The organism is Desulfolutivibrio sulfodismutans DSM 3696 (genome assembly GCF_013376455.1).
Lineage (GTDB): Bacteria > Desulfobacterota > Desulfovibrionia > Desulfovibrionales > Desulfovibrionaceae > Desulfolutivibrio > Desulfolutivibrio sulfodismutans.
The window spans coordinates 3,632,210-3,653,371 of record NZ_CP045504.1; the positions used below are offsets into that span (position 1 = coordinate 3,632,210).

A 21,162-nucleotide genomic window follows, 5' to 3' on the forward strand; every position below is an offset into this window, starting at 1 on the left:
GATCATCCTCCGTTGAGGTCGGCCAGGGGGCGGCCGGGAAAACCTCCAAGGGGGGCCTGCGTCCCTCCGGTGAGCTTGAGGCGGAAGAATCCATGAGCGAGATGACCAAAGCGGCCCTTGTCACGGGAGGCTCCCGGGGCATTGGCGCGGCCGTGGCCAAGAAGCTGGCGGCAGGCGGCCTGCATGTCCTTTTGACCTCTGTGAGCAAGCCCGAGAAGGCCCAGGCCGTGTGCGACGAGATCGCCGCCGCCGGAGGTCGGGCCGACGCCCTGCACCTGGATGTGGGCGACATGGCGGCGGTGAGCGCTTTTTTTGCGGAGCACGTCAAGGACAAGGTGGACCTGCATGTTTTAGTCAACAATGCGGGCATCACCAAGGATGGATTCATCGTGCGCATGCGCGATGAGGACTTTGAAAATGTGGTTCGGGTGAATCTTTTCGGGGCCTTCGCCTGTCTGCGCGAGGCGGCCAAGCTCATGATGAAGCGCAAAAGCGGCCGCATCGTGAACATCGTCTCGGTGGTCGCCCAGTCCGGAAATGCCAGCCAGGCCAATTATGTGGCGGCCAAGGCCGGACTCATCGGCCTGACCAAGTCCGCCGCCCTGGAACTCGCCCCGCGCGGCATCACGGTCAACGCCGTGGCCCCGGGGTTTATCGAAACGGATATGACCGCCGTCCTGCCCGACGCGGTCAAGACCTCCTACGCTGACCGCATCCCCTTGAAGCGGGCCGGGACCGCTGACGAGGTGGCCGACGCCGTGGCCTTTTTGGCCTCGGACGCCGCAGCCTACGTCACCGGACAGGTGCTGGCGGTCAACGGCGGAATGTATCTGTAAAAAAAACATCGCTCTATCTTGGAGGGAAAGCATGTCTGTCGCTGAAAAAGTGAAGGAAATCATTGTCGACCAGTTGGGCGTGGACGAGAAGGAAGTCGTCTCCGACGCCAAATTCGTGGAAGATCTGGGTGCGGATTCCCTGGACCTGACCGAGCTGATCATGGCCATGGAAGAGGAATTCGGCGTGGAGATTTCCGATGAGGACGCCCAGCAGATCCTGATGGTGAAAGACGCCGTCCATTTTATCGAAAAAAAGAAACAGGCCTAGTGTCCCGTCCTTAACACACAGGATCATGTTTTTTAAGAAAAGCAATGCAGTCGCGGCCTTCGTTCCCGGATCGCCTGTGGCGCATCCAGGGGACGCGACGCCAGCCGCGAGGGGGTGACCCGCAACCCCGCGTTTTCTTCGGGACGCCCCGTTCGTCAGCGTTCGGGGCGTTCCGGCTTTTCTTCACCGACGACCAGGTTCCACCATTTTTTTCCCGGCCGGAGCAGGTGACACCCCGCATCGGCCGGACGGAGGGAAGGGGTTTCTATGATCGGCAAACGGGTAGTCGTCACCGGCCTTGCGGCCATCACCCCCATCGGGAATGACCTGACCGAAAGCTGGACGAACCTTGTGGCCGGCGTCTCGGGCGCGGGCCCCATCACCAGGTTCGACACCACCGGCTTCGACACCACCTTCGCCTGCGAAGTGAAAAACTTCGACGAAAAGGCGTACATCCCCCACAAACAGATCCGGCGCATGGCCATCTTCACCCGCTTCGCCGTGGCCTGCGGGCTCATGGCCCTGGAGAACGCCGCCTACACGGTTCCCGACGCCGAGGCCTCCCGGGTGGGGGTCATCGTGGGCTGTGGCCTGGGCGGCCTGGAAGACCTGGAGATGTTCCATTCCAAGCTCCTGGAGCAGGGGCCGGGCCGGGTGTCGCCCTTTTTTATCCCCATGATCATTGCCAACATGGCCGCCGGGCAGATCTCCATCTTCACCGGGGCCAAGGGGCCTGGCCTGTGCACCACCTCGGCCTGCGCCTCGGGTGTGCATGGCATCGGCTACGCCTATACCGACATCCTCTTGGGCCGGGCCGACGTCATGATTTGCGGCGGGGCCGAATCCACCATCACCCCCCTGGGCATCGCCGGATTCAACGCCCTAAAGGCCCTGTCCACCCGCAACGACGACCCCGCCAGGGCCTCGCGCCCCTTCGACAAGGAGCGCGACGGTTTCGTCAACGGCGAGGGCTGCGGCCTGTTGATTCTGGAATCCCTGGAGCACGCCAAGGCCCGCGGGGCCACCATCCTGGCCGAGGTGGGCGGCTTCGGGGCCTCCCTGGACGCCTTCCACATGACCGCGCCCCCGGAATCCGGCGAGGGCATGGCCCAGGCCATGAGCGCCGCCCTGCGCGAGGCGGGTCTGGCCCCGGAAGAGGTGGGCCACATCAACGCCCACGGCACGTCCACCTATCTCAACGACCTGTGCGAGACCACGGCCATCAAGACCGTCTTCGGCTCTGCGGCCTACACGGTGCCCATCACCTCCAACAAGTCCATGATCGGGCATACGTTGGGCGCGGCCGGGGGCATCGAGGCGGTCATGAGCGTCAAGACCATCATGGAGGGCGTCATCCCGCCCACCATCAACCTGGAAAATCCCGATCCCGCCTGCGACCTGGATTATTGCCCGGGTGTGGCCCGCAAGGCCGAGGTTTCCTCGGTGTTGTGCAATTCCTTCGGATTTGGCGGGGCCAACGCCTGCATCGTGTTTAAGAAGTTCACGGACTAGCGGCACAGCCCGTAAATAAAGACGCGGGTCTTTGGCGCTGCGCTTTTGCGCCACGAGATTGTCCTTATGATTCGGCCGACCGGATGAAAGGGACGCGACCTTCAAGCAAGGATCACAGGAACATGGACGAACTGTATATCTCAGATCCGGAAATCGGCCGGGCGGTTGCCCGGGAGATCGAACGCCAGACCGGCAAGCTGGAAATGATCGCCTCGGAGAACTTCGTGTCCACGGCCGTGCGCCAGGCCCAGGGCAGCGTCATGACCCACAAGTACGCCGAGGGCTATCCGGGCAAACGCTATTACGGCGGTTGCGAATATGTGGACGTGGCCGAGGATCTGGCCCGGGACCGGGTCAAGGCCCTTTTCGGGGCCGAGTACGCCAACGTGCAGCCCCATTCCGGCTCCCAGGCCAACATGGCCGTGTGCTTCGGGGCGCTGACCCCCGGCGACACCATCATGGGCATGGACCTGTCCCACGGCGGGCACCTGACCCACGGCTCCCCGGTCAATTTCTCGGGGCGCCTGTACAAGGTCGTGTTTTACCACGTCAAAAAAGAGACCGGGACCATCGACTACGAGGAAGTGGCTCGGCTGGCCCGGGAGCATCGCCCGAAAATGATCATCGCCGGGGCCTCGGCCTATCCCCGGATCATCGATTTCCCGCGTTTCCGGGCCATCGCCGACGAAATTGGGGCCAAGCTCATGGTGGACATGGCCCACATCGCGGGGCTGGTGGCCACGGGGCATCATCCCTCGCCCATCGGGCATGCCCATTTCACCACCTCCACCACCCACAAGACCCTGCGCGGCCCCCGGGGCGGACTCATCCTGTCCTCGGAGGAGTTCGGCAAGACGCTCAATTCCCAGATCTTCCCGGGCATCCAGGGCGGCCCGCTGATGCACGTCATCGCGGCCAAGGCCGTGGCCTTCGGCGAGGCCTTGCGTCCGGAGTTCAAAACATACCAGGGGCAGGTGGTGAAAAACGCCCAGGTCTTGGCCAAGGGGCTCATGGGCCTGGGCTATGAGCTGGTGTCCGGCGGCACGGACAACCACCTCATGCTCATCGACCTGACCAACGCCGACGTGACCGGCAAGGAAGCGGAGATCGCCCTGGACAAGGCCGGGATCACGGTGAACAAGAACACGGTGCCCTTTGAGACCCGTTCGCCGTTCGTGACCTCGGGCATCCGCCTGGGCTCTCCGGCCCTGACCACCCGGGGCATGGGCGAGGCCGAGATGGAGCGCATCGTGGCCTGGATCGACGCGGCCATCAAGGCCCGGACCAACGAGACGCGTCTGGACGAGATTCGCATCGAGATCGAGGCCTTCGCCCGCCAGTTTCCGCTGTTCGCCTGCTAGCGAGGGCGTTTTCCGGCTTTTTCGGGGCCATGATCCGTACCTGGCGGGCGACCGTCGGGGCGGGTCATGGCCCCTTTGTTTTGGCCGATGGGGGGACGTCCGGGGGCTAGGCGCAGGCGTCCGAAACCACCCGGTTCCTGCCGCCGCGTTTGCCGTCGTACAGACGCAGGTCCACGTCTTTGAGCAGTTCGTCGAAGGTCTTACCCGGCGCGTAGGCGGCCACGCCGAAGGTCATGGTGACGTTCAGGGCGGCCTCGCCGACGCGAATGGGCCTTCCCTCGACGACCGCCCGCAGTTTTTCGGCCAGGATGACGCCCTTTTCCAGGGTGCAGGCGGTGGCCAGGATCAAAAACTCCTCGCCGCCCCATCTGGCCGCCACGTCCTCATGCCGGAGATTTTTGCGCAGGCGGTTTGCGGCCTTGGCCAGCACCTGGTCGCCAACGTCGTGGCCCATGGTGTCGTTTATGCGCTTGAACTCGTCGATGTCGGCCAGGATCAGGCAGAAGGACGCCCCGCTGCGGGCGCTTCTGGAGAATTCCTCCCCGATCCTGTCGGACATGGCGTGCCGGTTGAGGAGTCCGGTCAGGAAATCGTGATAGGCCACATGTTCGAGCTGGGTATAGGCTGCTGTGAGCCGGTCGTTTTTTTGGACCAGTTCCTGCTCGTTTTCATGCAGTCTGGAGACGAAGGAGCTGACCATGGCGTTTACCCGGCGCTCGAACACGTAAAACAGCGTCACGCACACCACGAAGACGGCCGCCATGAGGATGATGAAGCTTCTGACCTGAGCCGCATAGGCTTCAGTTAGGGCCAGTTTTCTTTTCAGGATGACGGCCTCGATGTCGTCCATGTACACGCCGGTGGCCACGATCCAGTCGAAAGGCTTGTACAGCTTGGCGTAAGCCAGCTTCTGGGTGATTTCCATGCTGCCCAATTTTTTGAAATAGTACGTGAAATACAAATCGCCGTCCCGGTTTATTCCCTCCAGCTCCTCCTTGTACGGAAAATTTCCATGGATGTCCGGGGTATTGGTGGAAAGGGGGTTGCCCTCCGTCTCCGGAAGGTTCGGATTCACGGCGCGGATGGCGTAATTGTCGCCGCCGGCGTAGTTCAGAATTTCGTTGACCCAGATGTAGCTGCCCTGGTCGAAGCGGATGGCGCGGATAAGGGCCTTGGCCCGTGCCTTGGCCAGGGCGTCCAGGGACGCGGCCTGAAAAAACAGGGTGACGGCCAACCCTTGGGGCAGGGGGGCCGTGGCCGTCACGGGATAGGCGGCTCCCTCGCCGGGTCCGTCCTGCGCGAAGGCGTCGGCGTCCTGGCGGCCGTTGGTCCAGACCACCCGCCCCGTGGCCTGCTCGCGGATCACCACTCCGGCGTCGGCCAGGGTCAGGGGAATGCCACGGAGGGCGGGCGACCCGTCATGTCGGGGCGCGGCCAGGGCCTGGACGTCCTGTGCGTCCAGGCGGGAGAAGGCCCGGGCCTGGGCGTCGCACAGAGCCTTAAACTCGGCCCGGGTGAGCGAACGTATGGTTTCGATTTCGCTTATCGTCCGGGTGACGCTTTGTTTCAGGGTTGTCCGGTGCCAGAAGATGATGGAGTTTTCTATCTCGGAAATGAGCAGGTCGTAGTTTTTCCGGGAATCGATGAAATACGGGACGGAAACGGCCAGGGCCACCACGGCCATGGTCACGAGGGCGGCGGTGTAGTAGAAAAATCGGATTTTTTTGCGTACGATCGTGTCCATAATGTCTGCGTCTTCACCCGGTCGCGTTTCAGGCATAGCCGGAAAAAACGGTATCCTCCACGTGGGGATTCCCGGACGGGATTTTTTGCGGCTTCTCTCAGGCAGGTGATCAGTTCCAAAAATCCATGGTACGCCGCCCAGAGTAATGCGTGGTTTTGCCGCACGCGCCAAGACAGTCCGCAACGCCGCTCCCTAAACCTGACTTTTCAATGTCTTTCTACAACATACCACGGGATCATGCAATCTATCCTGCCCAATGCGTCGTCCGTCCGCATCCGGCCGCATCTGTCCGCATCCGGGGCCGTGCCGTCAGGTCTGACGAAACGGTTGGCGATGAAGTGCCGGGGATATCCTTTTCCCATGCCGAAATGCACATGGCGTGCGTTTCGCAGAAGAGAACGGAAGGGGTGACGGTCGGGCACGGGCGCGTTGCCGGGGGCTTCGAGGGCGGCGGGGCCGGGCGTGGCGCGGGGATGGCTTTTCTTTCCGCGCCTGCCCTGATATCGCTACGAAAAATCCATCCTCCCGCGCCGGACGCGGAAGAGGGAGCGCCATGCGCATCGAAAGCCTGCACATCACGGGGTTCAAGTCCCTGCGCGACGTGACCTGGGAACCCGGGGCGCTGAACGTGATCATCGGCCCCAACGGATCGGGGAAGTCGAATCTGCTGACGGCGCTGGAGCTGCTTTCGGCCTCGGCGCAGGGGAGATTGGCCAAATTCATCCAGCGGCTGGGTGGGATGTGGTCGATTGCGTGGGATGGGCAGATGGACGAATTATCTTTCATCTTAGTAAATAAATATAGTGGTGATCTATCGGGGAAAATTACCATATACTCTTTTTCACTGTCAGCATCTGGAGGTACTCTTGGATACCATATTTCATCTGAAGTTTTGGTTAAGCAAGAAAAAGGTGTTGAACCACTACCAATGATGGCCACGGAGGATAAGGAGTCAACTTTTGATGCACATAGGGTGTTGATACGTGAAGAAAATGGTTCAATAAATGCTTATAAAACGTCATCAGACAGTGAGACTGGGCTTTCTGAAATTCCGGAGATGCTTTTTCATGATAAATGTGTTGCTGAGTTAAAAAAGTATTGCTTTACGGTAATATTTATCGCGTGGTTGATACATCGCAAGATGCGGATATACGTCGAGTACCTCCTATTGCGCGCTACGAAAAGCGCGTCGATCCCGACGGGCAAAACCTCATCACCGTACTGCACACCCTCTATTCCGAGGACCGTCAGTTCAAAAAGGATATCGACGCCGCCATGCAGGCCGCTTTCGGCGACGACTTCGAGGGACTCGTCTTCCCCCCGGCGGCGGATCATCGCGTGCAAATGCGCATCCGCTGGAAACCCCTCAAGAATTCCCAAACTATTGGCGGCATCTCCGACGGCACGCTCCGGTTCCTGTTCCTCATGACCGTTTTGGCCGCGCCGGACCCGGCCCCGCTCATCGCCATCGACGAGCCGGAAACCGGCCTGCACCCCTCCATGTTTTCCATCATCGCCGAATACGCCGCCCAGGCCGCCAAAAAGACCCAGGTGGTCTTCACCACCCATTCCCCGCAGTTTCTCGATGCCTGCGGCCCGTTTCTGCCCACCGTCACCGTGACCGGCTGGAAAAATGGCGAGACCACGCTGAAAAACCTCGACGGCGACCTGCTCACAAAGTGGCTCGACGACTACAGCCTGGGCAAGATGTTCGAGTCCGGCGATCTGGAGGCCCTGGCGTGAAGATCGTGGTCCTGGTGGAAGGGGACACGGAGGTCAAGGCCTTGCCGCCATTTTTCAGACGCTGGCTTGCGGCAGGCGGCTGCGGCCATGTGGGCGTGGTGGCCTCAAGCTTTCGTGGTAATGACAACTATCTGAAAGAATATGCAAAAAAGGCGCGCCTTTTCCTTGCCGTCAAAGACGTGATCGGCGTCATCGGCCTACTCGACCTGTACGGCTTGAAGCATCCACAGGCGCTGACTGGAACCATGGCGCAGCGGTATAAAAACATGCAAGGGGAGTTGGAGAAAAACGTCGCCGGGGTGTTCCGCCAGCATTTCGCCGTGCATGAACTCGAAGCCTGGCTTTTGAGCGACCCGGACCTCTTCGATTCGCCCCTGCGGCCGAAGCTTCCCAAAAAATCGCCTGAGAAGGTCAATTTCGACATGCTTCCGGCCAAAGTCCTGGAGAAACACTATCCCACGGTTCTCGGCCGCGACTACAAAAAGACCACCGACGGCGTCACGCTCTTCCAGAAGCTCGATCCGGCGGTGGCAGCGGCCAAGTGCCCGTACCTGAAAGCCCTCCTCGAAGACCTGCTTGACATGGCCCGAAAATCCGCCAAGGCTTTCGGCCCTGCCGAGCCGTCGCCCACTGGGTCGCGCCATGCGCCCCGGACGGCGAAACATCCTCGCGGCGGGGCACAGGGCTGACCCTGGGCAACCACCACGAAACCGGCATGACGCCTGCCGCCAAAGGCCATACGAATGGACAACCGACTCCCCTGGCCCGACTACTTCATGCGCATCGCCCACCTGGTGGCCGAACGCAGCACCTGTCTGCGCCGCAAGGTGGGGGCCGTGGCCGTGCGCGACAAACGCATCCTGGCCACGGGCTACAACGGCGTGCCCTCGGGCATCGCCCACTGCCTGGACGTGGGCTGCCTGCGGGAACAGCTCGGCATCCCCTCCGGGCAGCGCCATGAACTGTGCCGCGGCCTGCACGCCGAACAAAACGTCATCATCCAGGCGGCGGTACACGGCATCAGCATTGAGGGCGCGGACATCTACTGCACCACCCAGCCCTGCCTCATCTGCGCCAAAATGCTGATCAACTGCAAGGTCAAACACATCTTCTTCGCCCAGGCCTATCCGGACGAACTCTCCGAGGCCATGGTGGCGGAAGCGGGGATCGCCTTTGAACTGCTCACCGGTACTTTCGGATCGTGACGCGCGCTTCATGCGCGAGGCCCTGGCCCAGGCCGCGAAATCGCGGGGACTGACGGCCCCCAACCCGGCCGTGGGCGCGGTCCTAGTCCAAGGTGACCAGGTGGTGGCCGCCGGGCGGCATGAGCGGTGCGGCGGCCCGCATGCCGAGGTGGCCTGCCTGGACGACGCCCGGCAGAAGGGCGTCGATCCTGCGGCCTGCGCCATGTACGTGACGCTTGAACCCTGCAACCACCACGGCAAGACCCCGCCCTGCACCAGGGCCCTTTTGGAGGCCGGAATCAAACGCCTCTACGTGGGCTGCCCCGACCCCAACCCCGACGTGGCCGGGAATGGGGCGGCGTTTTTGCGCGAGCGCGGCGTGGCCGTGGCCGTGGGGGTGCTGGAGCGCGAATGCCGGGACGTGATTGCGGATTTTTGGATCTGGAAGACCACCAACCGGCCCTTTGTGCAGCTCAAGCTGGCCGCCACCCTGGACGGCCGCATCGCCTGCCGCACCGGGCATTCCCAGTGGATCACCGGCCAGGCCGCCAGACGCCGGGTGCATGAACTGCGGGCCCGCTGCGACGCCGTGCTGGTGGGCGGCGAGACCTTCCGGGCCGACAATCCGGGCCTGGACCCGCGCCTCTCCCCGGCCCCGGACTGGGCCAAAAACCCCCTGGCCGTGGTGCTGACCAGTCGGCTTCCCGAGCCCGGGGCGGACGTGACGCTTTTGCGCCAGCGTCCGGAACAGACGATTTTTCTTACGGACTCCGTCGCCGCTGCCTCCGATATCGCCGCAGGCCTGCGCGAGACGGGCGTGCGGGTCATGGCCGTGGGCGAACCCGGCAGACTGTCGCTTCAGGCGGCGTTGACGGCCCTGCGCGGCGAGGCCGGGTGCCATACCGTGCTGTGCGAGGGCGGCGGCAGGCTGGGGCTGTCCCTGCTGGCGGCGGGCTTGGCCGACGAATTTCTGCTGTTCTACGCCCCCAAGATCCTGGGCGACGAACTGGCCGTGCCGCTTTTTTCCGGACGCCGGGCCGAGACCATGGAGCAGGCCTTGCGCCTGCGCCTGGCCGCCACGGAACGCCTGGGCGAGGATCTGCTGGTCACCTTCCGGCCCGGGGACTAAGTCCGCCGCACGGCCGGTTTCCCAATATAATCGCCCCCTGGCCGGTGGTTTCCGCCGGACAGGGGGCGTTTTGCGTCACGCGGCCGCAGGACCGGCGGCCGGGGCTACCAGGCCAGGATGGAGAAGGACGGGGCGGGCTTGACCACCTCGCCTGGCCGACGCTCCAGAACCTGTACGAACTGGGTGGACCATTCGCCGATGATGACGTGGGCTTCGCTGTACCAGGTCAGGGCGTTGAGATCGATGTAGGAGGCCTTGGCCTGCTCCCGGTCGGCGAACATGGCCACGGTGTCGCCCGTGGCCCCGTCGATCAGGCGGGCCTCGAAGGCCACGGTGGCCACATCGCCGGTCTTGCGCGCCACCGCCTCCACTGCGAGCCCCGATCCGTAGGGAGCGGCCATGGTCAGGGCCGCGACGACCGGGTCGCTGGGCACCAGTTCCGTCAGGGCCACGTCCAGGACCAGGACGCCGGGACCGGCGGCGTCCGCCACCTGGAAGCGTTTTTTCGGGTCGTTTCTGATGGCGTCGATCAGGTGCTGGCGCATGTAGGCGGCCACGGTCTGGGCGTCCTGCTGCATCTGGTCGGCCCGGATTTTGGATTGCCACCAGGAGGAGCTCTGCAGCATGTAGCGGGTGTTGACCCCGGGGACGTAGACGCTGTGGTAGGAGGAAAAATCCACTCCGGCTTTGAACCAGGCCTTGTTGAACGGCAGATCGGGGTTGGGCGCAAGTTCGGACATGGGGACGAATCCCGTCCCTGCGGCGGGCGCGGCGCGCAATGAGGAGTTCTGGCATCCGGCGGCCACGGCGAGCAGGAGCAAAAGAACAAGGCAGGTAAAGCGGCAAGGCGCAGCAGGGTTCATGGGCGTCCTCTTGGCAGGTTTTGGGGCGGGGCGTCGCCCGGCCCGGTTAGGGGAAGACGATCAACAGGGGCTTGTGGCGCAGATGGAGGATCATTTCCACGACTTCGTACCCCAGGACCACGATCCACAGAAAAATGGCGATTCCGGCCGAAGCGGCGGCCATGTCCTTGATGGCCCCGATCTTGCGGTCCTCGGCGGACTGCAGATAGTCGCACACGGCCTCAATGGTGCTGTTGAAGATCTCGGCGATAAGCATCAGCCCCGTGGCCACGAAAATGAGCAAAAAATCCATCCAGGCCCGCAAAAGAAACGCAGCGACAAGCACCCCAAACGACAGGACGACCTTGTAGGCCACGGACAGGTCATAGATGATGGCGAAACGCAGGCCCGAGAAAATGACCGCGAGTTTTCGCAGGGGGTTGTAGCCGGGTACCCCGGTGCCGAGAAATTTGTTGCGCATGGACGGTTTTTCCGTACGGCGGAACGCACCGCAGCCCGGCTCTCCGGGACCATGTTGCGGGCGTCACGCAAGGTCGGTGAGGCCGCAAGAAAGGCCAGCTTACCGCGAGAGGGCGCGAAGGGGAAGCCTCAAAGCCGCCAGAGAGGGGATTCCCTGGCGGGATGGGGAAGTGTCTGGGGCGGGCCTGGGGGCATGGCCGCGTGACCTGGTGAAACCGGGACGCCGTCGGGGACAGGCGCGGCGCTGCCGCCGTGTCCTGGGAAACGCACCCCGTGGCTTTGGTGGTCGGCATCCTTTCCGGTGGAACAGGCCCCTGGATCACGGGCTATGGCCTGGGCATGGCCTTACTGGGTTTCATAGGTGATGCGCACGGAGCGGATGGCCATCTTGCGGTCGCAGCGGAATCCCCAGCCCTGCAGGATGTAGGAATAATTGGCGTTGTCCACCACAGGGGCGGTAATGGCCGTGGTTGCGACGTGGCCGTTGCCCGCGTCGCCGCAGGTCAGGGAGGCCATGGTGGTGTGCTGGGAGGTGTTGCTGACCCGGTACAGGACCATGGTCGCCTCGTCCCCGGCGTAATGCTGGTAATAGTCCACCCGGACCTCCTTGACCACGGCCCCGTCCGGCAGATTCACCGGCGCGCCGAGATAGAGCAAAATCGTGCCGTTGTCGTTCCAGCAGGCTCCGGTATTGAGCAAGGCGCTCGTGGCCCCGAGCGGACCGATAAAGGCCGTATAGGGGATGCTGAGGTAGGTTGTTTTGGGTGTGCTTTGCTTTTGGACGACAATGGGAAACATGATGGCGTCGTCGCACTGCGCCGCAGTCTGGAAGCAGGCGACAAGCAGGAAGACGAGCAAAATGAGGAACCTTGTCCGGATGTGGGACGTGCGTCTCATAGCGGTTTCCCTCCGTTTGTTTCGGTGGTGTGTCCGCCACACGGCCAGGGATGGCGTCGCCGACCGCGCCGATTACTCCGTCATTCCAGCAAAAGCAGGGTGGCGTTCACTGGAACGGTCCCGGCGGGGTTCCACCCGGCCAGCTTTGCCAGCAGATACCAGGTGGCCTGCCCCTTGCGGTAGCAGTTAAAGCAATGGGAATGGGCGCAGTCGCCATAGCTTGTGGTGCAGTTGGTGGGGCAGGTGTGGCCTTCGCACCACGTTTGGCACCATTCGCAGGCGTCCGACCCGTCCGGGAAATACGTGCCGTCCGGATTGTAGCTCTCGATGTCCGCGAAGTCGAAAAGCACCTTGCCGTTCGTGCGGCAAAAGGCCCGGATGCGGTCATTGTTCTCATACAGGGTTCCCGACGGCCCGGAACCGTCCAGGTGCCCGGTCATGTACACGAAGTCCACCCCGGGATATTCGGTCTCCAGGGCCTGCATTTTGGCCAGATAGGCGTCCACCTCGGCGTCGGACATCCAGGAGAGCTGACCGCACCAGGACCACATGACCAGGGTGGCCGCCGGGTGGGCGTCAAGCCAGGTGCGGGTCAGGGTGTCCCAATTGGCGTTGCCCAGGTCGGTGTCGTAATTGTCGGTGAAACCCGGGGGGATGGCGTATCCCTCGTCCGCAAGCATGGTCAGCCCTTGGTAGAGCTGGCTGCCGTGGGAGGTATGGGTGTACCAGGCCACGGTTTTTTGCCGGGCGGCGGTAAAGGCGCTTTGGGGGATGGTTGCGAACGTGCCGACGGAGGTGTGGTCCACGACCAGACCGGCGGCCTGGGCCGACCCGGCCACAAGGATCAGGAAAAGGGCCAGGAGCATGCGCCGGGGCCATTGACCGTTGGACGGCATTTCAGCCTGCGGGCATGAAGGCGTGCAGAGGTGGTTTTTTCCCCGGTATCGTTGGTCCTGGCACATCCATGCGTTTGCACTCATGGTCCCTCCTCCTCGGGAATGTTTGGTCGCGGCAGGCAACTGGCCGGGAATCGGGAATGCACGGTTCACTATTCACCCTGTAGTAGGGATGCCATTACATGTAAAGAGGGTATTGCCTCGTCTGGGAACGTGGTTTCGCTCATGTTGCGTAATTTCAGGAATTCCGAAAGAACGGTGGGGTTACGACAGCGTATTTTTATGGGTTTGTTTTTTTTAATATTTCAAATCTGACGCAATTCTTGTGCGCGGTGCAGGTATGGAGAATACTAGCCGGAAGCCCGATGATTCGAGATAAAATATCGCCAGTGAAGAACCGGGGGGTATTTTTCAAGGGACATGCTCTGCGCCGGAGGCGCCCTGCGCAGGGAGGGGTTTGTTGCGGAAACGGGTTTTGGAGGCACCTCCCGGACGACCCAGAAGCACCCCGGCGGCGATGGCCGCACAGGCCAGCATTTGTTCCGGGGTGAGCGTATCCCCCCGGCAGACCACCCCGGCGACCAGGGCGGCCGGAGGCACCAGGTTGATGGCCATGGAGGCGCGTCCGGCGGGCATGCGGGCCATGGCCATGTTGTAGAGCCCAAAGGCCCCGATGGTCACCCCAAGGCCCAGATAGGCGGCCGAGGCCCAGGCCGAGGTGTTAGCCGCGCGCCACATGTCGGCCGGAGCGCCCAGGGCCGCCGGAAGAAAAAAGACCGCGCCAGCGTAACATTGCAGGGCCGTGAGCCGCCAGGTGTCGTGGCGGGCGCATAAATGTTTGACCACCAGCATGTATCCAGCGGCGCAGGCCATGGCCGCAAGCTCCAGGAGATTGCCCGCTGCCGGGCTTGGGGCCTCAGCCTCGCCGCCTGCCCCCAGGGACAGCCCGGCCACCCCGGCCAGGCACAGAAAAAGCCCCGCCACCGTGCGCGCCGAAAGCGGTTCGGCGAAAAACACCCTGGCCCCCACCGTGACCAGAAGCGGCACCAGCGACGAGATGACCCCGGCCTGGGAGGCCGTGGTCAGGGTCAGGGCGTGGCTCTCGAAAATGAAATACAGGCAGGGCTGGAACAGGCACAAAAGGGCCAGCCATTTCCAGTCCCCCGGGGCCGGGCGGCTTGGTTTCAGAAGTGGCCGGGCGCAGGCGAAGACGGCGGCCGCCAGGGCCATGCGCACAAACACCAGGGCCAGTGGCGCAAAGGCGGTCAGGGCCTGCTTGGCGGCCACGAAGCTCGATCCCCACAGGACCACGGCCCCGGCCAGGCACAACGTCGGCAACGCGGATGCCGTGCGATTCGCCATGCAATCCTCCTTTTCCGGCAACAGGCGCGGCTCGGACCAGCTTTGGAACCTGCGGCCGCAGGGGCGGTGCGGGGGACGCTGGGGCGCTGGCCGAAACGTATCGTGCCCGGGGCATAGCCCGGGGCGGGGGATGGCGTATGGCAGGATATTGCGGTGAGGCGCGAGTGAGCGGCGGGCCAAGCGCGGGCTCAGCCGGTCTGGTACTGACTGGGCGTGGCCCCGGTATGTTCCCGAAAGACCCGGGTGAAGTGGCTTTGATCGACAAAGCCCGTCTCCTGGGCCGTGTCGGCGATGGACGCTCCTCGGGCGAGCAGGGTTTTGGCCAGTTCCACCCGGAGTTGGGTGCGGTAGGCGTGGGGCGGCAGGCCGTAAGCCGCGCGGAAAAGGCGCAGGGTGTGGAACCGGCCGCGCCCGGCGGCCCGGGCCAGATCCTCCAGGCTATGCCCGCCCGCCGGATCGGCGTCGAGAAGATCCCGCACGGCCTTGGCCGCCTGGTTCTCCCCGGTGTCCCGGGGCGGCGCGACATCCGAAAACCGGCTCATGAGCGCACCCAGGGCCGACACCAGAAGGCTTTCCTTCTCCAAGACGTCGGCGGCCGTCGGTTCCCGTCGGGCAGCGGCGGCGAACAGGGCCTCGAAGGCCCCGGCCATGTCCCGGTCCTCAAGCACGGGGCAGGCGAACCGGAACGCTCCGGCCCCGGGGCCGAAGAGTTCCGCTCCCACCCGGGTGATCCACAAAGGGGAGATGTAGGCCATGCGGTAGATCATGGCCGATCCGGGATCGGGGTTGCAGGCGTGGACCTCGCCGGGATTGATGCACACCACGTCGCCGGGCTTGGTGCGCAGGACGCGCCCGTCCAGGTAGAAGTCGCTCTCTCCGGACTCCACCACCCCCACGCAATAGGCGGCGTGGGTGTGCTTGCGGAAGGCGTAGCCCCCGTAGCGGGAATAGCGGACCTCGAACCCGGGCAGGTCCGGGTCGCGGCAGAAAACGACGTGGGAATGCAGGGGATTTCTGGCCATGGCGCTCGGGACGCAGACTACCTGTTTTCGAGAAACATTCAAGGCAGCCCTGGAGGCGGCGGATGCCGCCAGACGTGCATGATGAAAAAATGGCGAATTATTGAAATGTCGTCATGAATCGGGTTGTCTTGTCCGGGCAGGAGGTTCTCATGCGCCGTATGCAGCCACTTGGCGCATGTCGCGTACGGCAGGCACGATTGATGCTTTACAGGTAGCGCCCCGCATGGCAAAGCGTAGCGGACAATTCCAGCTACATCGCCTTTAAGGAGAGTTTGCACAATATTTCCATCAGGGGAAAAAACAAGAACAGAACCATAGCCGGTGCAGGACAATGCACGGATATCCTATGCACATCTCCATCAAGACAAGATATTTCATGAGCCACTTTCTGGCCGTCGTTCTTGTATCTGGCAGCATCGGCACGTATTTTTATTTGAGCGCGTTGGACAGCCTCATTGAGAACCTCAGGGGCAGATTGGCCAACACGGCGGCTCTGGCCGCCGAATCCATGGATGTCGCGAGCTTCGAGGCCGTGCGCGGCCCCGGTGACACGGACCTGCCCGGATATGTGACGGGCCTTGCCACGCTACGTCGGCTGCGGTCCACCAACCCGGACATCGCCTACGTGTATGTCATGCGCCGAACAGGCGATGCCGTGACCTTCGTACTGGACTCGGACGAATCCGAAGCGCAGGCCCTGCCCGGCAGACCCTATCCCGATCCTCCCGCCGCCCTGTTGGCCGGTTTTTCCGGGCCGTCGGTGGACGATAAGCTTTATGAAGACGAGTGGGGGGTGTTCATGTCCGGTTATGCCCCCTTGCGCGGCGGCCAGGGCGTCTATCTGCTCGGCATCGACATGCGCGACGCCGAGGTGGGGCGCAAGCTGTGGCGGTTGCGGCTGTCAGGGATGGTGTCCCTTAGCCTGTCTCTGGGGCTGGCCTTCGTGTTCGCCACGGTTCTGGCCCGGCGCATCAACCGGCCCCTGCGGCTGTTCATGGACGCCTGCGCGGCGGTGGCGGAAGGCAAGGCCGGCGCCAGGGTGGACGTGCGCACGGGCGACGAATTGGAGCGGCTGGGCGTGGCCATAAACGACATGTCCATGCGGCTTGAGGACCACGAACTCCGCCGGACCCAGGCCGAGGCCCGGTTGATCCGCTCCCGGGATGAACTGGAGGTTCGGGTGCGGGAGCGCACCATCGAGCTTTCCCGCCTTAACGCCCTTTTGGTGCACGAGATCGAAGAGCGCAAGCGGGCCGAGGAGAAACTCTTCCAGGCTGCCATGACCGATACGCTCACAGAGCTTCCCAACCGAAGGGCCATGGAGCAGCAGTTGACGGCCCAGGCGGCCCGGGTGGCCCGTGGGGGCAGGCCTTTTGCGGTGCTTTTGTGCGACATAGACCGGTTCAAGTCGGTCAATGACGCCTTCGGGCACGAAGCCGGGGACGAGTTCCTGCGGGCTGCGGCGCAGGTCATGGCGTCCTCGGTGCGGGCCGGGGACATGGTGTGCCGGTGGGGGGGCGAGGAATTTTTGTTCCTTTTGGCGGACACGGACCTGGAGGGAGGGCTCGTCGCGGCGAATAAGCTGCGCCAGGCCATGGAGGCGCTACGAGTCCCTGTGGACGGGTTCCTGGTGGCGCGCAGCATCAGCGTCGGGGTGTCGGTTTGCGCGGACTGCCGGGACAAGGAGGAGGTGCTGCGCCTGGCTGACGAGGCGCTCTACGAGGCCAAGAATTCAGGGCGAAACCAAGTGGCGTTCCGGGTCTTGGCGGCTGCGGCGGCCGCATCCGCTTGAAAGCGCCCGGGTCGCCTATGTCGCGTCCCGGCGCAACACCTCGCCAAGGGCCGCGCGCAGGGCCTCCATCTCTACGGGCTTGGACAGATAGGCGTCCATCCCGGCCTCCAGGAACGTCTCCCGGTCGCCGGACATGGCATGGGCGGTCAGGGCGATGATGGGGATGCCCGGATCGAACTCCCCGGACGTGGAGGACCGGATGTCCCGGGTGGTTTCCAGGCCGTTTCGTCCCGGCATCTGGATGTCCATGAGCACGCAGTCGAAGGGTTCCGAGCGCAAAAGGTCCAGGGCCTCCTGGCCGTCTGCGGCCCCGCGCGGCGCATGCCCGAGCTTTTCCAGAAAACGCATGATGGTGAACAGGTTGACGGGGTCATCCTCGGCCACCAGGATTCGGGCCTGAAGCGTCTCCGGGCGCAGCGCCGGATTTCCCTGGGAAAGGTCCGCCGGACTTGGCATGAGCGGTATGGACAAATGGAAGACGGTTCCCTGTCCTTCCCGGGATTCCACCGCGCAGGCGGCCCCCATGAGGGAAAGCAGTCGGCGCACGATGGACAGGCCAAGCCCCGATCCGCCGTGCTTGCGGCACAGCACCGTCTCCAATTGGGTGAACGGCTCGAAAACGTGGGCCAGGTTGTCTTCGGGGATGCCGATGCCGGTGTCGGCGATGGCCACATACAGGCTCACCCCGCCGGGGAGCGGGCAAGACGGCAGCCGGGAGATCTCCATATGCACGGCGCCCGCCTCGGTGTATTTCACGGCGTTGCCCACCAGGTTGAAGAGCACCTGGCGAAGCCGCCCGGGGTCGCCGCACAGGATGCCCGGGACATCAGGGGCGACCGTCGCCGTCAGGGCAAGCCCCTTGCGCCGGGCCTCGCCCGCCGCCAGCTCCATGACCGGATCAACCACCGCCGCCAGGGGAAAGTCCTCCGTCACAAGCCCCAGGGCCCCGGCCTCGATGCGCGCGATGTCCAGGATGTCGTTTAAGACGTGCATGAGGTTGCGGCAGGAGGTGAGGGCCCCGGAGAGGTAGTCCTCCTGCTCGGCGGAAAGTTCCGTGAATTCGGCAAGTTGGAGCATGCCCATGATGCCGTTTAAGGGCGTTCGGATTTCGTGGCTCATGGTGGCCAGGAAGGCGTTTTTGGCCCGGCTGGCCTCTTCGGCCCGGTCCCGGGCCTCGACGAGGGAACGCTCCAGGGCCGTGCGTTCGGTCACGTCGCGGTCGATGCAGTGATAGCCGACGTATTTCCCGGACGTGTCTTTGGCCCCGTACATGCGCGATTCAATCCACTTGGTCTGGCCGTCCTTGGCGCGCAGCCGGTAGGTGACCTCGTAATACGGCACGCCGTCAGGATAGCGGCGAAAAAAATCGTCGGCGTCGCGCACGTCGTCGGGATGAATGATGCGCCGCCACAATTGGGGGTCTTTTTCGAAGTCTGCGGCGGGATAGCCGGTGATGAAGGAACTGGCCCGGTTGAGCATGGACAGACTGCCGTCCAGACCTTGATAGTAGATCATGTCCTCCACGTTGTCGAAAAAGGCCCGGAAGCGTTCCTCGCTTTGGCGCAGGGCCTCCTGGGCGGCCCGGCGGCGGGTGACGTCGCGGGAGACGCCCAGGAACCCGGCCTTGTTCCCCGAGGCATCGAATAAGGGGCGGATGACCATCTCCACCCAGACCGTGGAGCCGTCTTTTCGGTATTGCTCGAGTTCCAGGTGCAGGTCGTCCCGGCCGCCCTGGCGGGCATGGTCTTCGGCTTTGCGGAGCACCTCGGCGTAGGAGGCCGGGGTCATGGTCTGGGGGATGGTCTCGGCCATGGCCTCTTTGGAGGTCAGGCCGCGCAACTTCAGGATGGAGGGGCTTATGTAGGTGAGTTCGCCCTCGACGTTGACGGTCCAGATGACGTCGGCGGCGTTTTCCGCCAGCAGACGGTATTTCTCCACGCTTTGGCGCAGTTCGTCACGGGTGCGACGTTCCTCGGTCACGTCCCGGAAGATCACCTGGGCCGCCGGACGGCCCTGCCAGTCGGCCATGGTGGCCATGATCTCCACCTCGAAGAGGGAGCCGTCCAGACGGCGGTATCGATTGTTCCCCAGGCGATAGTGGCCCTTCTTGATGTAGTTGTCCGTGATGCGCTGTCTGACCAGTTCCCGGGTTTCGGGGTCGATGCGCTCCAAGACGTCCGTTCCCAGGAAGTCGTCGGCGGATGCCCCCCCAAAGGCCTGCACGGCCGCCGGATTGACGAAGACGATGCGGTAGTCGGCATGCACCAGAATGGGGATGGGGGCTTCGCTGAGCAGCGTGGCGTAACGTTGGGCGCTTTCGCGCAGGTCCGCGTTTTCGGCCTCGAGTTCGCGGATGCGGGCCTTGGCCTGGGCCAGGAGGAGGGCGTCGCCGTTTCGGTCGTCCATGGGGTTCTCGTTGAGCCGGTTTGCCCGAAACGACAGGGAAAGGGCGTTGCGGTATTGATCCCATTATATGGGGAAATGATCGAAAAAGGCAATGGCGGCGGGAAACCGTCAATTCTGTGCGTATGGGGGAGAGGAACGGGGGGCGTTGATGCGTACCGGACTCGGGATCGCCGGGCAATAAAGGACGCCAGCAACGCTTCGCGCTGCCGTCCGGCGTTTCCGTCAGTCCCTCGCCCGGTCTGGGATTATTTGTTTATCCGTCCAACATCTAGACAGGAATTTTATTTTGGCGGTGATTCGTGCATAGTAATGCACGATGAGGGTTTAAGTTGATACTGATAGTTATTATTTTTGTTGTTGCTCAAATAATTTTGACTGTCTTGCACAATGCTAGACGATGTTGCATAGATATTTCTGCAAATATTAATAAAATCATTTGGCGGCAAACTATTTGAGCTTATTTTATTTGCTTTCGACAACAAAACAAATAATGCCAAAGAAAATGCTTGGCAATTAACTGATTTTTCAGGATTAAATTCAATGTCCGTAAAAGCCGAAAATTTGACTGCTTCAGATGCCAACTGTTCATTTTTTAAAAGAGTATTGATGTAAAGCCAATCATAGAAATATGTTTTTGGTGTTAACGGAAATGTAAAACTGAAAAATTTAAAACATAATAATTCTCCAGACTGCCTGATACGTGGATCTTTTTTCGCAGAACGGGAGTCTTTCGTTATCAAGTCGGCGAATGGCCCCCCTTGTGAAAATACCTTACTCCCTTGAAATGCGGATTCAACAGAGAATTCAATATTATTCTTTACCGTCACGCTTTTAAGATTGAAAGCACTTAAGAAAGTTCCAAGCTTATTTGGTGATTTGCTTGAGACTTCCAGGATATTTTCTATGCCGAGTTGATGGGCGTTGTTGTGTAGGTCGGATATTGATTTTTGTTTTTGTGCTATAGAATAACCAGGGTGCCACTTGAAATGAATGTTGTGCGTGATGATTTTTTCATCTTTAAGATTGACGATAAATATTGGTCTAGTTGCCATTGTGTTATCTAAATACGTGTATATTTTTGATTAACTGTAACGGAACGTGGGTTGGGACAAGAATTTCAGATTTTTTTGCTTGATTTTTTCTTATCTTATTTTCTTCTATGGAAAAGTCAAGGCGTTCATATATCCCAAATAAATCAATAATTTCTTTTGCTTGAACATTCGTAAGGGCAAGAACACCTGTCTTGTTCGAAACATCGTTCGTATACATTACACCAGGAAGTTGCAAAACATCTATCGATATTTCAAGCCAGCACGTGGTATTTATGCGTCCTTCTTGTCTGGCTCGGAATTCCATGGGATGATCTTTAAGAAAGCAAAGATGGACATACGTGTCAAGACCGATCCTGGTGTCGGCGTCGTGTGACCACTGGTTTCCGCCAAAGCAGACATCGCATATATTGTTTTGTTTTATAGTAGACAAAGAATAAAGACCTCCCAAGTTAATGATAGAGTCAATATTGCTTTTGTCAGTAAAATGGTAAACGTGAAATACGTTTCTTTCAGAAAGTTTGTGAAACATATGCCCCCTCCGTGTGAAATTTTCACACAGAATAAAGCAATAGATATCAGATGGCAATATTTGCGGCCGTGTTTTTATCAAGTTCTGGAAGTTTTCAGGGTGCACGG

General features: G+C 61.6%; 19 protein-coding genes and 1 pseudogene. 10 read left to right on the top strand and 10 right to left on the bottom strand.

The features are described 5' to 3' along the window. The first annotated feature begins 92 nt into the window (after nt 1-92). The 4 genes from fabG (at nt 93) to glyA (ending at nt 3,977) form a co-directional block, all read left to right on the top strand. On the top strand, nt 93-836 hold the full coding sequence (fabG, locus tag GD606_RS16675; RefSeq protein WP_163300769.1) for a 3-oxoacyl-[acyl-carrier-protein] reductase: 744 nt from the start codon (nt 93-95) through the stop codon (nt 834-836). Nucleotides 837-867: 31 nt separating this feature from the next. Further along, entirely contained in the window at nt 868-1,104 is a 237-nt protein-coding gene (locus GD606_RS16680) for an acyl carrier protein (RefSeq protein ID WP_163300770.1), read from the top strand. Nucleotides 1,105-1,371: 267 nt separating this feature from the next. Beyond that, nucleotides 1,372-2,616 (top strand): beta-ketoacyl-ACP synthase II, encoded by a 1,245-nt coding sequence (gene fabF, locus GD606_RS16685; RefSeq protein WP_163300771.1) that lies wholly within the window; start codon nt 1,372-1,374, stop codon nt 2,614-2,616. 122 nt (nt 2,617-2,738) lie between these two features. Then, nucleotides 2,739-3,977, top strand: a complete 1,239-nt coding sequence (gene glyA, locus GD606_RS16690; protein ID WP_163300772.1) for a serine hydroxymethyltransferase — start codon at nt 2,739-2,741, stop codon at nt 3,975-3,977. Nucleotides 3,978-4,083: 106 nt separating this feature from the next. Here glyA and GD606_RS16695 read toward each other — a convergent pair whose 3' ends face one another. Continuing rightward, a complete protein-coding gene (locus GD606_RS16695; protein WP_163300773.1) occupies nt 4,084-5,721 on the bottom strand; it encodes a sensor domain-containing diguanylate cyclase in 1,638 nt (545 codons plus the stop codon). A 553-nt stretch (nt 5,722-6,274) separates the two neighbouring features. Here GD606_RS16695 and GD606_RS20960 point away from each other — a divergent pair. The 5 genes and pseudogenes from GD606_RS20960 to ribD all read left to right on the top strand — a co-directional run. Then, nucleotides 6,275-6,544, top strand: a pseudogene (locus tag GD606_RS20960) (AAA family ATPase); the annotation flags it as partial. Nucleotides 6,545-6,843: 299 nt separating this feature from the next. After that, nucleotides 6,844-7,464: an AAA family ATPase gene (locus tag GD606_RS16705; protein WP_246298860.1), complete on the top strand. Its 621-nt coding sequence runs from the start codon at nt 6,844-6,846 to the stop codon at nt 7,462-7,464. Next, on the top strand, nt 7,461-8,153 hold the full coding sequence (locus GD606_RS16710) for a DUF4276 family protein (protein ID WP_163300775.1): 693 nt from the start codon (nt 7,461-7,463) through the stop codon (nt 8,151-8,153). Before GD606_RS16705 ends, GD606_RS16710 begins: the two co-directional genes overlap by 4 nt. A 54-nt stretch (nt 8,154-8,207) precedes the next feature. Then, entirely contained in the window at nt 8,208-8,669 is a 462-nt protein-coding gene (locus GD606_RS16715; protein WP_163300776.1) for a deoxycytidylate deaminase, read from the top strand. Between the two features lie 10 nt (nt 8,670-8,679). Continuing rightward, on the top strand, nt 8,680-9,777 hold the full coding sequence (gene ribD, locus GD606_RS16720; protein WP_163300793.1) for a bifunctional diaminohydroxyphosphoribosylaminopyrimidine deaminase/5-amino-6-(5-phosphoribosylamino)uracil reductase RibD: 1,098 nt from the start codon (nt 8,680-8,682) through the stop codon (nt 9,775-9,777). 104 nt (nt 9,778-9,881) lie between these two features. Here ribD and GD606_RS16725 read toward each other — a convergent pair whose 3' ends face one another. The 6 genes from GD606_RS16725 to GD606_RS16750 all read right to left on the bottom strand — a co-directional run bounded on the left by GD606_RS16725 (nt 9,882) and on the right by GD606_RS16750 (nt 15,276). Further along, nucleotides 9,882-10,640 (bottom strand): DUF3313 domain-containing protein, encoded by a 759-nt coding sequence (locus GD606_RS16725; RefSeq protein WP_163300777.1) that lies wholly within the window; start codon nt 10,638-10,640, stop codon nt 9,882-9,884. Between the two features lie 46 nt (nt 10,641-10,686). Then, on the bottom strand, nt 10,687-11,100 hold the full coding sequence (locus tag GD606_RS16730) for a diacylglycerol kinase (protein ID WP_163300778.1): 414 nt from the start codon (nt 11,098-11,100) through the stop codon (nt 10,687-10,689). Between the two features lie 344 nt (nt 11,101-11,444). Then, nucleotides 11,445-11,996 carry a hypothetical protein gene (locus GD606_RS16735; RefSeq protein WP_163300779.1) on the bottom strand — a complete coding sequence of 184 codons (552 nt, stop codon included), beginning with the start codon at nt 11,994-11,996 and terminating at the stop codon, nt 11,445-11,447. An 80-nt stretch (nt 11,997-12,076) separates the two neighbouring features. Beyond that, complete coding sequence (locus GD606_RS16740) at nt 12,077-12,862, bottom strand: hypothetical protein (protein WP_163300780.1); 786 nt, start codon at nt 12,860-12,862, stop codon at nt 12,077-12,079. A gap of 441 nt (nt 12,863-13,303) precedes the next feature. Beyond that, nucleotides 13,304-14,254, bottom strand: a complete 951-nt coding sequence (locus tag GD606_RS16745) for a DMT family transporter (RefSeq protein WP_163300781.1) — start codon at nt 14,252-14,254, stop codon at nt 13,304-13,306. Nucleotides 14,255-14,442: 188 nt separating this feature from the next. Continuing rightward, the gene (locus GD606_RS16750) at nt 14,443-15,276 is read right to left on the bottom strand and encodes an AraC family transcriptional regulator (RefSeq protein ID WP_163300782.1); all 834 of its coding nucleotides are present in this window, start codon (nt 15,274-15,276) and stop codon (nt 14,443-14,445) included. Nucleotides 15,277-15,622: 346 nt separating this feature from the next. Here GD606_RS16750 and GD606_RS16755 point away from each other — a divergent pair, with 346 nt between their 5' ends. Further along, nucleotides 15,623-17,068: a sensor domain-containing diguanylate cyclase gene (locus tag GD606_RS16755; RefSeq protein WP_163300783.1), complete on the top strand. Its 1,446-nt coding sequence runs from the start codon at nt 15,623-15,625 to the stop codon at nt 17,066-17,068. 15 nt (nt 17,069-17,083) lie between these two features. On the opposite strand, the gene GD606_RS16760 is transcribed toward GD606_RS16755, so the two are convergent. The 3 genes from GD606_RS16760 to GD606_RS16770 form a co-directional block, all read right to left on the bottom strand. Then, on the bottom strand, nt 17,084-19,474 hold the full coding sequence (locus tag GD606_RS16760) for a PAS domain S-box protein (protein ID WP_163300784.1): 2,391 nt from the start codon (nt 19,472-19,474) through the stop codon (nt 17,084-17,086). A gap of 281 nt (nt 19,475-19,755) precedes the next feature. Further along, nucleotides 19,756-20,526: a DarT1-associated NADAR antitoxin family protein gene (locus tag GD606_RS16765; RefSeq protein ID WP_163300785.1), complete on the bottom strand. Its 771-nt coding sequence runs from the start codon at nt 20,524-20,526 to the stop codon at nt 19,756-19,758. A gap of 4 nt (nt 20,527-20,530) precedes the next feature. Then, entirely contained in the window at nt 20,531-21,055 is a 525-nt protein-coding gene (locus GD606_RS16770) for a DarT ssDNA thymidine ADP-ribosyltransferase family protein (RefSeq protein ID WP_163300786.1), read from the bottom strand. Nucleotides 21,056-21,162 lie beyond the last annotated feature (107 nt).

Bases quoted from the DNA above. Each gene is read 5' to 3' on its own strand.
- GD606_RS16765 (WP_163300785.1), bottom strand. From the start codon at position 20,526: ATGGCAACTAGACCAATATTTATCGTCAATCTTAAAGATGAAAAAATC.
- glyA (WP_163300772.1), top strand. From the start codon at position 2,739: ATGGACGAACTGTATATCTCAGATCCGGAAATCGGCCGGGCGGTTGCC.
- fabG (WP_163300769.1), top strand. From the start codon at position 93: ATGAGCGAGATGACCAAAGCGGCCCTTGTCACGGGAGGCTCCCGGGGC.
- GD606_RS16755 (WP_163300783.1), top strand. From the start codon at position 15,623: ATGCACATCTCCATCAAGACAAGATATTTCATGAGCCACTTTCTGGCC.
- GD606_RS16680 (WP_163300770.1), top strand. From the start codon at position 868: ATGTCTGTCGCTGAAAAAGTGAAGGAAATCATTGTCGACCAGTTGGGC.
- GD606_RS16730 (WP_163300778.1), bottom strand. From the start codon at position 11,100: ATGCGCAACAAATTTCTCGGCACCGGGGTACCCGGCTACAACCCCCTG.
- fabF (WP_163300771.1), top strand. From the start codon at position 1,372: ATGATCGGCAAACGGGTAGTCGTCACCGGCCTTGCGGCCATCACCCCC.
- GD606_RS16695 (WP_163300773.1), bottom strand. From the start codon at position 5,721: ATGGACACGATCGTACGCAAAAAAATCCGATTTTTCTACTACACCGCC.
- GD606_RS16750 (WP_163300782.1), bottom strand. From the start codon at position 15,276: ATGGCCAGAAATCCCCTGCATTCCCACGTCGTTTTCTGCCGCGACCCG.
- ribD (WP_163300793.1), top strand. From the start codon at position 8,680: ATGCGCGAGGCCCTGGCCCAGGCCGCGAAATCGCGGGGACTGACGGCC.
- GD606_RS16760 (WP_163300784.1), bottom strand. From the start codon at position 19,474: ATGGACGACCGAAACGGCGACGCCCTCCTCCTGGCCCAGGCCAAGGCC.
- GD606_RS16725 (WP_163300777.1), bottom strand. From the start codon at position 10,640: ATGAACCCTGCTGCGCCTTGCCGCTTTACCTGCCTTGTTCTTTTGCTC.
- GD606_RS16740 (WP_163300780.1), bottom strand. From the start codon at position 12,862: ATGCTCCTGGCCCTTTTCCTGATCCTTGTGGCCGGGTCGGCCCAGGCC.
- GD606_RS16770 (WP_163300786.1), bottom strand. From the start codon at position 21,055: ATGTTTCACAAACTTTCTGAAAGAAACGTATTTCACGTTTACCATTTT.
- GD606_RS16735 (WP_163300779.1), bottom strand. From the start codon at position 11,996: ATGAGACGCACGTCCCACATCCGGACAAGGTTCCTCATTTTGCTCGTC.
- GD606_RS16715 (WP_163300776.1), top strand. From the start codon at position 8,208: ATGGACAACCGACTCCCCTGGCCCGACTACTTCATGCGCATCGCCCAC.
- GD606_RS16745 (WP_163300781.1), bottom strand. From the start codon at position 14,254: ATGGCGAATCGCACGGCATCCGCGTTGCCGACGTTGTGCCTGGCCGGG.